Origin of the sequence: Curtobacterium sp. MCBA15_001, from assembly GCF_001864835.1 — a bacterium.
In the GTDB taxonomy this organism is placed as follows: Bacteria; Actinomycetota; Actinomycetes; order Actinomycetales; family Microbacteriaceae; genus Curtobacterium.
Map to the genome: position 1 here is coordinate 587,278 of NZ_MJGI01000025.1, position 13,447 is coordinate 600,724.

Annotated in this window: 14 protein-coding genes; 7 read left to right on the forward strand and 7 right to left on the reverse strand. The window is 71.5% G+C overall.

Annotated features, from left to right (window positions below; all coding sequences use genetic code 11):
• The gene (locus tag BIU90_RS14760; protein WP_139195287.1) at window positions 1–969 is read left to right on the forward strand and encodes a hypothetical protein; all 969 of its coding nucleotides are present in this window, start codon (window positions 1–3) and stop codon (window positions 967–969) included.
• Between the two features lie 3 nt (window positions 970–972).
• Here BIU90_RS14760 and BIU90_RS14765 read toward each other — a convergent pair whose 3' ends face one another.
• Complete coding sequence (locus BIU90_RS14765; protein WP_139195288.1) at window positions 973–1,629, reverse strand: hypothetical protein; 657 nt, start codon at window positions 1,627–1,629, stop codon at window positions 973–975.
• Between the two features lie 38 nt (window positions 1,630–1,667).
• On the opposite strand from BIU90_RS14765, the gene BIU90_RS14770 reads away from it, so the two are divergent.
• Window positions 1,668–2,561, forward strand: a complete 894-nt coding sequence (locus BIU90_RS14770; protein ID WP_254787068.1) for a hypothetical protein — start codon at window positions 1,668–1,670, stop codon at window positions 2,559–2,561.
• Between the two features lie 95 nt (window positions 2,562–2,656).
• On the opposite strand, the gene BIU90_RS14775 is transcribed toward BIU90_RS14770, so the two are convergent.
• Window positions 2,657–3,625, reverse strand: a complete 969-nt coding sequence (locus BIU90_RS14775) for a beta-ketoacyl-ACP synthase III (RefSeq protein WP_071300911.1) — start codon at window positions 3,623–3,625, stop codon at window positions 2,657–2,659.
• Window positions 3,626–3,721: 96 nt separating this feature from the next.
• Window positions 3,722–4,114 carry a ChaB family protein gene (locus tag BIU90_RS14780; protein ID WP_071301075.1) on the reverse strand — a complete coding sequence of 131 codons (393 nt, stop codon included), beginning with the start codon at window positions 4,112–4,114 and terminating at the stop codon, window positions 3,722–3,724.
• A 121-nt stretch (window positions 4,115–4,235) separates the two neighbouring features.
• Between BIU90_RS14780 and BIU90_RS14785 the strand changes: the two genes are divergently transcribed.
• The gene (locus BIU90_RS14785; RefSeq protein WP_071300912.1) at window positions 4,236–5,207 is read left to right on the forward strand and encodes an aldo/keto reductase; all 972 of its coding nucleotides are present in this window, start codon (window positions 4,236–4,238) and stop codon (window positions 5,205–5,207) included.
• A gap of 73 nt (window positions 5,208–5,280) precedes the next feature.
• On the opposite strand, the gene BIU90_RS14790 is transcribed toward BIU90_RS14785, so the two are convergent.
• The 3 genes from BIU90_RS14790 to zapE form a co-directional block, all read right to left on the reverse strand.
• Window positions 5,281–5,934, reverse strand: a complete 654-nt coding sequence (locus tag BIU90_RS14790) for a tyrosine-protein phosphatase (protein WP_139195289.1) — start codon at window positions 5,932–5,934, stop codon at window positions 5,281–5,283.
• Between the two features lie 145 nt (window positions 5,935–6,079).
• Window positions 6,080–7,354 carry an ammonium transporter gene (locus tag BIU90_RS14795; RefSeq protein ID WP_071300914.1) on the reverse strand — a complete coding sequence of 425 codons (1,275 nt, stop codon included), beginning with the start codon at window positions 7,352–7,354 and terminating at the stop codon, window positions 6,080–6,082.
• Between the two features lie 133 nt (window positions 7,355–7,487).
• Window positions 7,488–8,489, reverse strand: coding sequence for a cell division protein ZapE (zapE, locus tag BIU90_RS14800; protein WP_071300915.1), 1,002 nt, complete (start codon window positions 8,487–8,489; stop codon window positions 7,488–7,490).
• A 163-nt stretch (window positions 8,490–8,652) separates the two neighbouring features.
• Between zapE and BIU90_RS14805 the strand changes: the two genes are divergently transcribed.
• Together BIU90_RS14805 and BIU90_RS14810 are read left to right on the forward strand one after the other, a co-directional pair.
• Window positions 8,653–9,585 carry a sulfurtransferase gene (locus tag BIU90_RS14805; protein ID WP_071300916.1) on the forward strand — a complete coding sequence of 311 codons (933 nt, stop codon included), beginning with the start codon at window positions 8,653–8,655 and terminating at the stop codon, window positions 9,583–9,585.
• Window positions 9,582–10,034: a SufE family protein gene (locus tag BIU90_RS14810; protein ID WP_071300917.1), complete on the forward strand. Its 453-nt coding sequence runs from the start codon at window positions 9,582–9,584 to the stop codon at window positions 10,032–10,034. The genes BIU90_RS14805 and BIU90_RS14810 overlap by 4 nt, the downstream gene beginning before the upstream one ends.
• Window positions 10,035–10,103: 69 nt before the next feature.
• Here BIU90_RS14810 and BIU90_RS14815 read toward each other — a convergent pair whose 3' ends face one another.
• A complete protein-coding gene (locus BIU90_RS14815) occupies window positions 10,104–11,327 on the reverse strand; it encodes a S9 family peptidase (RefSeq protein ID WP_071300918.1) in 1,224 nt (407 codons plus the stop codon).
• A gap of 71 nt (window positions 11,328–11,398) precedes the next feature.
• Here BIU90_RS14815 and BIU90_RS14820 point away from each other — a divergent pair, with 71 nt between their 5' ends.
• Together BIU90_RS14820 and BIU90_RS14825 are read left to right on the forward strand one after the other, a co-directional pair.
• On the forward strand, window positions 11,399–11,947 hold the full coding sequence (locus BIU90_RS14820; protein WP_254787079.1) for a DUF3000 family protein: 549 nt from the start codon (window positions 11,399–11,401) through the stop codon (window positions 11,945–11,947).
• A 115-nt stretch (window positions 11,948–12,062) separates the two neighbouring features.
• Window positions 12,063–13,373 (forward strand): HRDC domain-containing protein, encoded by a 1,311-nt coding sequence (locus BIU90_RS14825; RefSeq protein ID WP_139195305.1) that lies wholly within the window; start codon window positions 12,063–12,065, stop codon window positions 13,371–13,373.
• Window positions 13,374–13,447 lie beyond the last annotated feature (74 nt).

The window sequence follows — 13,447 nt, forward strand, 5'->3', positions numbered from 1 at the left end:
ATGCACGCACCAGCCACGAGCGTCCCGCTCATCCGGACTGCTCACCACGACAGCGCCGAACGACGCGCCCTGCAACGAAGGGTCCGCCGGGGCGAGCTGATCGCCGTCCGCCCGGGCGTCCTCGTACGGCCAGATGACGTCGCGGCGTTCCGGCCCGAGGACCGACACGTGCTGCTCGTCCGAGCGAGCGCACCGCTCATCGCCGCACCGCGGGCACTCTCGCACGCTTCCGCAGCAGCTGTCCTCGGCCTCCCGTTCACCGCGCCGCCGCCGGACAAGGTGCAGGTCACCGATCCACGCCGGTCGAGACCGGATGCGAGCCGCTTCCTCCAGATCCACCATGACCGAGCACCTGCCGGATCGCAGCGTGCGCCCGGTCGCTACGACGGACTCCCCGCCACCACGCCGACGGTGTTCGCCGGCACCCCGGTCACCAGCGTCGTCCGCACCCTCGTCGACGTCGCAGCCTGCGCCGAACAGTCAGTCGCGGTGCCGATGATCGACGCCGCGCTCCGTGCCCGCACGGTCCTCCCGGACATGCTCACCGAAGAACTCGGACGGGTGGCACCGAAGGCCCATGCTCGAGCGCAGGCAGCCATCGCGATGGGATCGGCGTTCTCGGCATCACCGGCCGAGTCACTGGCCCGCGTGCGCTTCCGGCAGCTCAGGACCCCCGAACCGATCCAGCAGTTCGAGTTCTCCCGCCCCGGTCAGCACCGAGCCGTCGTCGACTTCTGGTTCCCGGACCACGGCGTCGTCGTCGAGGTCGACGGGCGCGCGAAGTACGAGGACCCCGAGATGCTCGCCGGTCGTTCCACCGCCGATGCCCACTGGCGAGAGAAGCAACGCGAGGACCACATCCGGTCCTTCACCACGGTGCGCGGCTTCGTCCGGTTGACCTGGGCCGACCTGATGGACCCCGAGGTGGTCCGGGTCAAGCTCCTCGCGGCAGGGGTTCCCTGTGGCTGAGGCTCAGTCGAGTGCCCGTCGCCGCGGCGCATCCGGGTGGTGGGCCCGCTGCCGTTCGATCCTGATCTGGCTCGTGCGCGTGCTGTCCCCGATGTCAGCGAGATCCCCGACCGCGACGACCTCGCCGACCGCCAGCCGCACACCGCGGACGCGTCCGGCGCCCTTCACGACAGCGCCACGAAGGTCCGGGTCCGGCTCGGTGTGGCCCCCGCCGCCGTCCAGCACCACGTCGCGGACTGCGACACTGCCCAGGACCTGGGAGCCCCGGCCGAGCGACGCCGGCCCCTCCACGACGGCACCGCCACGCAGTCGCACCGCAGCGCCGATCCGCACCGGCGCTCCGACCGCGGAGGTCACCGTCACCGATCCGGGGCCGAGCTCCGCCGCGTCGCCGATCGTCACGTCGCTCCCGACGGCCAGCACCGTCACCGCACCAGGGCCGAGCCGCACGCCGGGCCCGACAGTGATCCGTCCGCCGTCCCGCGTCTCGAGGACGACTCCCGGGTACACGACGGTGCCGCTGCCGATCAGCACGTCGGCACCGACCAGCGTGGACCCGGAGTCCAGCACCGACACCCCCGGGGCCAGCGCGGCGACCTCGCCGACGGTCAGGAACCCCGCAGCGCGGCGGATCGCGTCGGACGCGTCTTCTGGAGGCATCCAGCGAGCCTCCCACATGCTCGGCGTAGCGTGGCGGAATGGCCCCGAAGCAGAACGACCGGTCGGACCAGCGGGACCAGGCGGTCATCCCCCTGCCCCACGCGCCGGTCGACCAGTCCACACACGCGCCCCAGATCCCGACCACGTCGAAGGGCTGGGCGAAGATGCTCGACCGGGTCCTCGACGTGCAGCGCCCTGCCGTGGTCGCGCACGTGAACGGCATCCGGCGCCGCAAGCCGGACGCCACGCCGGCGCAGGTCATCGAGTTCCTCGAGCGGCACTACCTGACGGCGGTCACGACCGGCGGTGCTGCGGTGGGCGCGAGCGCCGTGGTGCCGGGCATCGGCATCGCTGCCAGCTTCAGCCTGAGTGGTGTGGAGACCATCGGCTTCCTCGAGGCGACGGCACTCTTCGCACAGTCCGTGACCGAGGTCCACGGCATCACGATCGACGACCCGGAGCGGGCTCGGACGCTCGTCATGGCGATGATCCTCGGCACGCCGGGCACGCAGCTCATCAAGCAGCTCGCCGGTCAGGCGGCTGGTGGTCAGGCGCGCACCGCGTTCTGGGGCGAGATGGTGGCGTCCTCGCTCCCCCAGCAGGCCGTGACCGGTATCGCCAAACAGGTCAGGGACTCCTTCGTCAAGCGGTTCATCGCGCGACAGGGCACCTCGGTCCTCGGGCGTGCGCTGCCCTTCGGGATCGGTGCCGCAGTCGGCGGTCTGGGCAACCATGCCCTCGGGCGCAAGGTCATCCAGGCTTCCCGGACCGGGTTCGGCCAGCCGCCGGCGCACTTCCCGTTCGTGCTGCAGGACGACCCTCAGGCGACGAAGCCCTCGCGCCGCGACCGGAAGCTCCAGCAGAAGGCGGACAAGCAGCTGCGGGCAGCGCAGCGGAAGCAGTCCGGCGGGCGCAGCGACCGCGCGCTCTGACGGTCGGATCGTCCGCGCGCTCGGACGAGGCGACCACCGGACAGGAGGCCCGTGGCGGCGCCGCCACGAGCCTCCAGTCCGTCAGTGGCGTGCGGTCACCGCGCGCGCACCGGGGTGGTGACGACCTGCCCGGCGTGCGCGAACCCGCCGCCGAAGCCGAACAGCAGCGCGGGGACGCCCTCGGGCAGTTCGCCGCGCGACCAGGCCTTCGACAGGCCGAGCGGGACGCTCGCAGCCGACGTGTTGCCGGAGTCGACCACGTCGCGGACGACGTACTTCGCCTCACCCCCGAGCGCGGCGACGAGTGGCTCGATGATCCGCAGGTTGGCCTGGTGGAAGGCGAAGACGCCGATGTCGTCCATCGTGAGTCCGGCCTGCTCGACCACCTTCCGGGCATGCCCAGCGGCTTCGGTGATCGCCCAGCGGTAGATGGACCGGCCCTCCTGCGAGAACCGCTCCGGTTCCCCCTCGACCACGACGGCGCGCTCCAGGTGCGGCACGCTGCCCCACGAGACCGGCCCGATCTCCGGCGTCTCCGCGACGCCGAGCAGCGCCGCGCCCGCACCGTCGCCCACCAGGACGCACGTCGACCGGTCCGACCAGTCGACGATGCCGGACAGTCTCTCCGAACCGATCACGAGCGCCGTGTCGGCAGAGCCGGTCCGGATTGCCTGGTCCGCGATGCCCATGGCGTACTCGAACCCGCTGCACGCCGTGTTGATGTCGATGGGTGCGGGTCCGTTCGCCATGCCCAGCGCCGCGGCGACGCGACCGGCGGTGTACGGGGCCCGGTCGTGGTGCGTGGTCGACGCGACGACGACCAGGTCCACGGTCGTCGGGTCGACCCCGGCGTCGGCGAGGGCGTTGCGCCCGGCCTCCGTTGCCATGGACGTCACCGTGTCGCCCTCGCCCGCGATGTGCCGGGTCTTGATGCCGGTCCTCGTGACGATCCACTCGTCGTTCGTGTCGACCATCGTCGACAGCTCGGCGTTGTCCAGGACTCGTGCGGGCTGGTGGTGTCCGAACCCGAGGATCCGACTGCCGCGGAGGGAAGGGATGTTCATCCGACGAACGCTACTCCCGCTCTCGGGCACCGTATGCGTGACGCGGAATGGACCCGGTCCGCTGCAAGAGCGACAACGACAACGACATCGATGGCGTCAGTCGCGGGCCGCAGCGGTCGCGCGGCGGTTCGCCCGCTTGATCGCTTCGACCAGTTCGTCCTTCGTCATCGACGACCGACCACGGACGTCGAGACGCTTGGCGACCTCCAGCAGGTGCGCCTTCGAGGCGTTCGCGTCGACGCCCTCCTGGGTCGGGCCCGAACCGCGGGTCCCGGCGGCGCCCGAGTCCGACGGCCCGGAGGACTCCTTCGCCTCCCAGTGGTCGCCGACCTTCTCGTACTCGTGCTTCACGGCTGCCCACGCGGTCCGCGACGCGCGTTCGCCCGTGCCGTACTCCGCCTCGGCCGACTTCCGCGCTTCGGAGAAGACCTCCTGGGCGTGCTGCGGCGAGCGTTCGAGCGTGCTGGGCAGGTCCTCGTCAGCGGGCATGATGATGCGCTCCTTCCACGGGAAGGCGGGGCCGAGCGCCGGTCGCTGCGTCCCGTCCGTCCCCGTCACCGGTACTCGCAGGGCCTGGCAGGACGCAGAGGGCACGGGGTAGACCGGGTACATGGACTACACACACCTCGGACGGACAGGGTTGTCGGTGTCACGAGCAGTGCTCGGCACGATGAACTTCGGACCGGAGACCAGCGAGGACGACTCGCACGCCATCATGGACCGGGCGCACGAGCTCGGCGTCAACTTCTTCGACACCGCCAACGGGTACGGCGGCTCGGTGGGCAAGGGTGCCACCGAGGAGATCATCGGCCGCTGGTTCGCCAGGGGCGGCGGACGGCGCGAGAAGACCGTCCTGGCCACCAAGGTCTACGGCGAGATGATCGAGTGGCCGAACGGCGGCAAGCTGTCCGCGCTCAACATCCGCCAGTCGCTCGACGCGTCACTGCGCCGCCTGCAGACGGACCACATCGACCTGTACCAGATGCACCACGTCGACCGGGACACCCCGTGGGACGAGATCTGGCAGGCGATGGACCTCGCCGTCCAGCAGGGCAAGGTGCTCTACGTCGGTTCGTCGAACTTCGCCGGCTGGCACATCGCCCAGGCACAGGAAGCGGCGAAGCGTCGCAACTTCCTCGGACTCGTCAGCGAGCAGTCGATCTACAACCTCGTCGTCCGTGACGTCGAGCGTGAGGTCCTGCCCGCGGCCCGGCACTACGGCCTCGGCCTGATCCCCTGGTCGCCGCTGCAGGGCGGGCTGCTCGGCGGCATCATCGAGAAGACCGAACAGGGCTCGCGCCGCTTGTCCGGCCGCAGCGCCGAGTACGTCGACGGGCACCGTGACCAGCTCAGCGGCTACGAGGCATTCGCCAAGGAACTCGGCCACACTCCCGGCGAGCTGGCGCTGGCGTGGCTGCTGCACCAGCCGGGCGTCACGGCACCGATCACGGGTCCGCGCACGATGGAGCAGTGGGAGTCGGCCGTCCGCGCGACGGACATCCACCTCGACGAGCAGGCGCTGGCGCGCCTGGACGAACTCTTCCCGGGGCACAAGACCTCGCCGGAGGACTTCGCCTGGTGACCGCCGGTCACTGACCTGGCCACAGACGGGAGGCCCGGTGCGCGTCGGACGCGCACTCGGCCTCCCGTCACGATCAGAGCGCGTCGACCTCGTCGTCCGTCAGCCCGGTCCAGCGCAGGTACGCCTCGACGCTCCCCCACCGCTGCTCGACGTGCGCGATCACCGTCGTCATGATCTCGGGCACGCACCGTTGTGCCCGCGCCGTCCCGACGGGGTCGGTGCTCACCGCCCGCTCGGCGGCGAACCGCTCGGCGAGACCGGTGGCACTCGCGGCGTAGTCCTCGCCGACACGACCGAGGTCCGCGCCCCAGTGCCGGGCGAGCAACGCGCTGACGATGCCGGTCCGGTCCTTGCCCGCGGAACAGCACACGAGCACGTCCCCGGGTGCGGCGGCCACGGTACGCAGTGCATCGGCGATGCCGACACGGTGCCGTTCAAGCCAGTCGATGTACTGGTCCTCGAGCACGACCGCCTCCGCAGCCGACTCGAGCCCCGACGAGGGATCGAACATCGGGACGCCGCGGTACCCGGGGGTGTGCGCGAGGGGGTGCGGCACCCGCTGGACCTCGTCGTCCCGCCGCAGGTCCACCACCGCCACACCGGCCGGGTAGTCGCTCGCGGACGTGCCCGGCTCGGTGTTGCTCCGGTACACGGTGCGGCGGTGGTCGGCCTGGAACCCGGGCCCTCCGACCTCGCGCAGGTTGGTCAGTGTCGACGACGGCGTCATGCGTCCACCTTGCCACGACGCCCACGCGTGCACGGCCACGGCCACGGCCACGGCCACGGCCACGGCCAGTGTCCGTGCACGTGGGGCCCCGCACGACGAAGGCCCCCGCGCGGACGCGGGGACCTTCGGGGACGAGCAGGAGGTGTCAGCGGACGCCGACCGGGGTCTTGTCGGCCTCCTCGTAGAGGACGTAGCCCTCTTCACCGTGGACGGCGGTGTCGATGCCGGCGACCTCGTCCTCGGTCTTGATGCGGAAGCCCATCGTCTTCTCGATGATCCAGCCGATGACGAAGGCGAGGACGAACGAGTACGCACCCACGGCGCCGGCCGCAGCGGCCTGCTTGCCGAGCTGGACGAACGAGCCCGAGTAGATCAGGCCGGTCGTGTTGGCGAAGATGCCGAGGTACAGCGTGCCGAAGATGCCGCCGACCAGGTGCACGCCGACCACGTCGAGCGAGTCGTCGAAGCCGAGCTTGTACTTCAGGTCGATCGCGAAGCAGCAGATGACACCGGCGAGGAACCCGAGCAGGATGCCCCATCCGGGCGTGAGGTTGGCGCAGGCCGGGGTGATCGCGACGAGACCGGCGACGGCACCCGACGCGGCACCGATGGACGTCGCCTTGCCGTCCTTGATCTTCTCGATGAGCAGCCAGCCCAGGACCGCGGCGGCGGGGGCGGCCAGCGTGTTGACCCAGGCGAGCGCAGCCGTGCTGTTCGCGGCGCCGGCCGAGCCGGCGTTGAAGCCGAACCACCCGAACCACAGGATCGCGGCGCCGAGCAGGACGAAGGGCGGGTTGTGCGGCTTGTGTGCACCCTTGGCGAAGCCGACGCGCTTGCCGAGGACCAGCGCGAGTGCCAGGCCGGCGGCACCGGCGTTGATGTGGACCGCGGTGCCACCGGCGAAGTCGATGACGCCCCACGTGGCGGCCCAGCCCGAGGTGAGGTTGAACACCCACGAGGCGACCGGGAAGTAGACGACCGTGACCCAGACGCCGGCGAAGACCATCCACGCGCCGAACTTGGCGCGGTCGGCGATCGCGCCGGAGATCAGCGCGACCGTGATGATCGCGAACGTCGCCTGGAACCCGACGAAGGCCAGGTCCGGGTAGGTCGCGGCGAGCTTCGTCGACTGGGACTGCTCGAACGCCTGGCCGAGACCGATCTGGTTCCAGTCGATGCTGAAGAACCCGACGACGCCGGACACGGCGGTGTGGTCGCCGGTGTTGGCGAAGGAGATCGCGTAGCCGTAGAGCACCCAGAGGACACTCACCAGGGCGATCGCCCCGAAGGACATCATCATCATGCTGATGACGGACTTCGCCTTGACGAGCCCGCCGTAGAAGAACGCGAGGCCTGGCGTCATGAACAGCACGAGTGCCGCCATGATCAAGATGAAGCCGGTCTGGCCCTGATCAAGCATTGTTCACCTCTCGATTGCAGAAGCGGCTCGGGCCGCGTCGGGTGCATCAGAGTCTGGCGAGGTGGTGTTTCACGACGGAGCACGACGTGTTTCGCGGGTGTAACACGGAGGCTCGCCGTGTGAACAGTGTGTTTCAGGAGGCCCGGCTCAGCGCCACGACACGGCTGGCGGCACGCAGGTACTTCTTCCGGTACCCGCCCTCGAGCATCACGTCGGGGTAGACCCGGTCGAGCGGCGACCCCGAGGCGACGATCTGCACCTGGGCGTCGTACAACCGGTCGACCAGGGCCACCCACCGCAGTGCGTCGGTCTGGTCGGTGAAGGGCTGCACGTCGGTCAGCCCCACGGCGTCGAGGCCCTCGACGAGCGCGACGTACTTCGACGGGTGCACCGAGGCCAGGTGCGCGACGACGGACCGGAAGTCGTCGATCGTGACCGCCCCCTCCGGCATCGCGGCGGCCACGTCCGGCACGACCCGCGCGGACTCGTCCACGGCGCGGCGACGGTAGTCGAGGCCGTCGATGCGCATGGTCTCGAACCGGTCCGACATCGTCTGGATCTCGCGCAGGAAGTCCTGCGCCGCGAAACGTCCCTCGCCGAGGGCACCCGGCGGGGTGTTCGACGTGGCCGCGAACCGCGTCCCGGTCTCGCTGAGCTCCTTGATGAGCCGGGTCATCATCATGGTGTCGCCCGGGTCGTCGAGCTCGAACTCGTCGATGCAGACCAGCGCCGTCCCGCGCAGCAGGTCGATCGTGCCCTGGAACCCGAGCGCGCCGACGAGCGCGGTGTACTCGATGAAGGTGCCGAAGGTCTTGCGCCCGGACGCCGCGTGGTAGGCGGCTGCGAGCAGGTGCGTCTTACCGACACCGAACCCGCCGTCCAGGTACACGCCCGACCGCTCGATCTGATCGGGTGCGGACGCCCGACGACGTCCGAACAGCCCGCGCTTCGCCGGCTCGGGACGTGCAGTCACGAACGCGGCGACGGCGTCGCGGACCTCGGCCTGCGAGGGGTGGTCTGGGTCCGGCCGGTACGACTCGAACGACGCGGTGGCGAACTGCGGCGGCGGCACGAGTGCCGCTGCCATCTGCTGCGGGGTCACCTGCGGGTCGCGGTCGACGAGGTGCTGGGGCATGCAGGGCCTTCCGGGGACGACGTGGGACGAGTCGTGCGACGACGTGGGACGAGTCGTGCGGCGTCATGGTGCACCGGGCAGACAGTGGGTCCGCGTACCGTTGTTCCCGACGCCGACCACTGATCCTAGTCCGGCGCCACGACCCACAGAGAGGCTCCCTGAGATGACCGCACCGGTCGACCCGTCCGACACCTTCCGCGACTTCGCCCACCCCGAGCGGCTCGTCTCGACCGCGTGGCTGCAGGAACAGCTGGACGCCGGCGCTGTCGGCAAGCCCGGTCCTGCGGGCCCGGCCGACCTGGTGGTGGTCGAGTCGGACGAGGACGTCCTGCTCTACGAGACCGGCCACGTCCCCGGCGCCGTCAAGATCGACTGGCACACCGACCTCAACGACCCGGTGCAGCGCGACTACATCGACGGCGACGCCTTCGCGCGGCTCGTCGGCGGCAAGGGCATCGGCCGCGACACCACGGTCGTCATCTACGGCGACAAGAACAACTGGTGGGCGGCCTACGCGCTCTGGGTGTTCACACTGTTCGGCCACCAGGACGTCCGCCTGCTCGACGGCGGCCGCGCCAAGTGGATCGCCGAAGACCGCCCCGTCACGACGGACCGCTCGGACGTCACCGCCGTCGAGTACCCCGTCGTCGAGCGTGAGGACGCCCCCGTGCGCGCCTTCAAGGAGGACGTCCTCGACCACCTCGGCAAGCCGCTCATCGACGTGCGCAGCGCTCCCGAGTACAGCGGCGACCGCACCACGGCACCCGACTACCCGGAAGAGGGCGCCCTGCGCGGCGGCCACATCCCCACTGCGGTGAACATCCCCTGGGCCACCGCCGCCGCGCCGGACGGCACCTTCAAGTCCCGCAGCGAGCTCGAGGCGGTCTACCGCGACGGCGCCGGCATCGGGGACGCCGATGAGGTCATCGCCTACTGCCGCATCGGCGAGCGGTCGAGCCACACCTGGTTCGTCCTGCAGCACCTGCTCGGCTACCAGAACGTCCGCAACTACGACGGCTCGTGGACCGAGTGGGGCAGCGCGGTCCGGGTCCCGATCGTGCAGGGCTCCGAGCCCGGCACCGCGCCGGCCCGATGACCGACGCACTCCCCGCGGCCCTCGCCGACTTCCGCGACGACTTCCTCGCCCTGACCCAGCCGGACCGCCTGCAGCTGCTGCTCGAGTTCTCGAACGAGCTGCCGGCACTGCCCGAGCGGTTGCAGGGGCACGAAGACGAGCTCGAACGCGTCGAGGAGTGTCAGTCACCGGTGTTCATCACGGTGACGCTCGGGCAGGACGGCGACGCCGCTGACGTGGTCCGGATGCACGCGACCGCCCCGCGTGAGGCACCGACGACGCGCGGCTTCGCGTCGATCCTGGCGCAGGGGCTCTCCGGCCTCACCGCGGACCAGGTCCTCGCGGTGCCGTCTGACTACCCGCTGACACTCGGCCTGAACGAGGCGGTCAGCCCCCTGCGCATCCGCGGCATGGTCGGCATGCTCGGCCGGGTGCAGCGACAGGTCCGCGCGCTCGTGGCGGTGCAGTAGACCCACACCGACGACGGTCTGGAGGCCCGGTGCCAGCTGGCACCGGGACTCCCGTCCGTCACGTCCCGGCTACGGGGCGCGCGTCGCGTCGTGCGGCCGGACCACCTCGGTCAGCCACGCCAGGATGCGCGCGTCGAACCAGTCCGCGTCGTGGTTCCAGAGCTTGGTGTGCCGCGCCGCGTGGGCGACCTCGAGCCGGACCAGGTCCGGCCGGGCCTCGGCCAACGCGTGCGATGCCGACGAGGGCACGAAGCCGTCGTCGTCGCTGTGCAGCAACAGGATCGGCACGGTGAGCTCGGCGGCCCGCGCGACCATGTCGAGCTCACGCAGGTCGACGGGCTGCGCCAGGCCCGCCAGTCGGTGCAGGACCGGGGTGCGGAGCACACGCTGGGCGACCTTGCGCACCACGCGTGGCAGTCGGAGCGCCCGGCTCTGCGACTTCAGCACCGCGTGCCAGTCGACCACGGCGGACTCGAGCACGACGCCGTCGACCAGCTGGGCGAACGGCGACCGGACCAGCGTCTGCAGCACCACGGCACCGCCCATCGACCAGCCCATCAGCACGACGCTCGTCGCGCCCTGCCCCTCGACCCAGCGGAGGGCGGCGTCGACGTCCTCCCACTCGGTGGACCCCAGCCCGTAGCGGCCGTCGACGCTCTTCGGGGCGACCCCGTCGTTCCGCCACGAGGCCAGCAACACCGAGTACCCGGCCGCACGGAACACCGGCAGCGCACGGATCGTCTCGGCACGGGTGACTCCGCGGCCGTGCACCAGGACCGCCCAGGGCGCACCCGGGTCGTCGGCACGGACCACCCAGGCAGGCGCCGGGCCGTTCGGGGTGGGGACGTCGATGTCCTCGACCGGCACGTCGAGTTCGCCGGGCGTCAGGTAGAACCAGCCGCCCCACCGACCGCGGCGGGCCGTCGTGGGGTCCCCGGCGTCGACGGCGATGATCCGCCGGGTGACGGTCGCGGTCGTGGACCCGAGGACCTCGCCGACGCGCATGTGACCGGTGCCGCCACCGAACCAGAGGCTGTAGCGCCCCTGCAGCTCGGTGTCCGGCGTGCGCTCGAGCGTGACGGCCCCGTGCTGCAGGTCGACGGCCAGGATCGGCACCCGCTCGGTGCGCTTCCGGTCCGGGGTGACGACCATGCGGGCGATCGCGGCGACGAAGCCACCGACCACGGCGGTGCCGATCACGACCGCGGCGAGACCGGCGCCGAGGGCGACCAGGCCGGCGGAGCGTGCGGTGTCCTGCACCACGTCCTCGGCGGGTCGCGCAGAACGGGACATGCTGCGGAGCCTAGTCTGCATCCGTGTCCGAAACCCCAGAGCCCGCCGCCTTCGCGCAGCTCCGCGCGTACGTGGCCGCTGGCGGGACCCGCTCCGAGACGACGGTCACCGAGATCCCGTCGCCCTCGCGGCTGGCACCGTTCTCGATCGCCCTGGCCGCGGACGTCTCCGGCGTCGAGCACGGCGTCGACTCCGACCTCGGCACCGGCCGGTTCATCGCGCTGCACGATCCGTCCGAGCCCGAGGGCTGGGCAGGCGCGTTCCGCATCGTCACCTTCGCCCAGGCACCCCTCGAACCCGAGATCGGCGTCGACGAGTTCGTGGCGGACGTGACGTGGAGCTGGCTCGTCGACGCACTGGCGGCGCACGGGGCCGAGTACGACCGGGCGTCGGGCACCGCCACCAAGATCATCTCCCGCGGCTACGGCGAGCTCGCGGCACAGGGCGACGGCGCGCAGCTCGAGCTGCGCGCCTCGTGGACCCCGCGCGGCGACCTCGACGCCGGGGGTCTCGTCGCGCACGTCGAGGCCTGGGAGGAGATCGTCACCATGCTCGCAGGACTGCCGCCGTCGTCGGACGGTGTGAGCCTGCTCGCCCCCAGGAGGCTCGCCCGTGACTGACCCCGCTCCTTCGGCACCATCGGCGGAGCCGACCGCGACGTCGACTTCGTCGGCGGAGCCGACCTCGACCTCGTCGTCGGAGCCGACCTTCGAGGAGGGCCACGACGCCGTCAAGGTGATCGAGGACCGATCGGACTACCTGGCGGCGGTCCAGGCCATCGCCGCCGGACACGGCCCGGTCGCGGTCGACGCCGAACGTGCCAGCGGCTACCGCTACTCGCAGCGCGCGTACCTCATCCAGGTGTTCCGCCGCGGTGCCGGTGCCTTCCTGTTCGACCCCATCGCGATCGGGTCGTTCGCCGAGCTGCAGGACGCGATCGTCGACGAGGAGTGGCTCTTCCACGCCGCCTCGCAGGACCTGCCGTGCCTGCGCGAGGTCGGGCTCGTGCCGACCCGGATCTTCGACACCGAACTCGGCGCGCGCATCGCCGGCTTCCCCCGCGTGGGCCTCGGCGCCGTCGTGGAGCAGCTGCTCGGCATCACGCTGGCGAAGGCACACTCCGCCGCGGACTGGTCCACCCGCCCGCTCCCCCAGTCGTGGCTCGTGTACGCCGCCCTCGACGTCGAGCTCCTGCCCGACCTCCGCGATGCCCTGGCCGCGGTGCTCGACGAGGCCGGCAAGACGACGATCGCCACGCAGGAGTTCGACGCCGTCCTGCACCGTGCACCGAAGCCGCCCCGTGCCGAACCCTGGCGTCGACTCTCCGGCATGCACGCCCTCCGCGGCACGCGCGCCCTCGCCATCGCCCGGTCGCTCTGGAGCGCTCGTGACGCGTTCGCGCAGGAGACCGACATCGCCCCCGGCCGGATCATCCCGGACGCCGCGATCGTCGCCGCGGCGGCCGCAGCACCCGAGACCCGCAAGGACCTGGCTGCCGTGAAGGCCTTCACCGGGCGCGCCAGCCGGTCCGAGCTCGACCGCTGGTGGGCAGCCGTCGACGAGGGTCGCACCACCGACGACCTGCCGCGCCTCCGGGGCTCGGGTGAGCCGACGCTGCCGCCGCCCCGGGCCTGGGCCGACCGCAACCCGCCGGCCGACCGCCGCTACAAGGCCGCACGGGCCGCCGTCACCGCCGTGGCCGAGCAGCTCGACGTCCCGCTCGAGAACCTCCTGACGCCGGACACGCTCCGCATGGTGTCGTGGGAGCCCCCCGCGACCGTCGACGTGTCCTCGGTCGGTGCCGCCCTCGCGGCCCTCGACGCGCGGCCGTGGCAGGTCGAGGCCACCGCCGCGGTCATCGCCGACGCGTTCGGAGCGGCTGCCGACCCGTCCGCCGCCGCTGCCGAACCGTCCGCCGCCACCGCTGACCCGTCCGCTGCCGCTGCGCCGGTGGCCGCCGCGACGGACAACGACCGTTCTCCGAGCACACCGGACGTTGTGGCAGGAGAACAGGACGACGCGGCACACGGTCCCGCTCGGTCGTAGGAACCGACCAACCGACATGCGTGCCCTCAGCCGTGGGGCATAGCGTCGGGGACGTCGTCGGGGTGCGCCCGGAC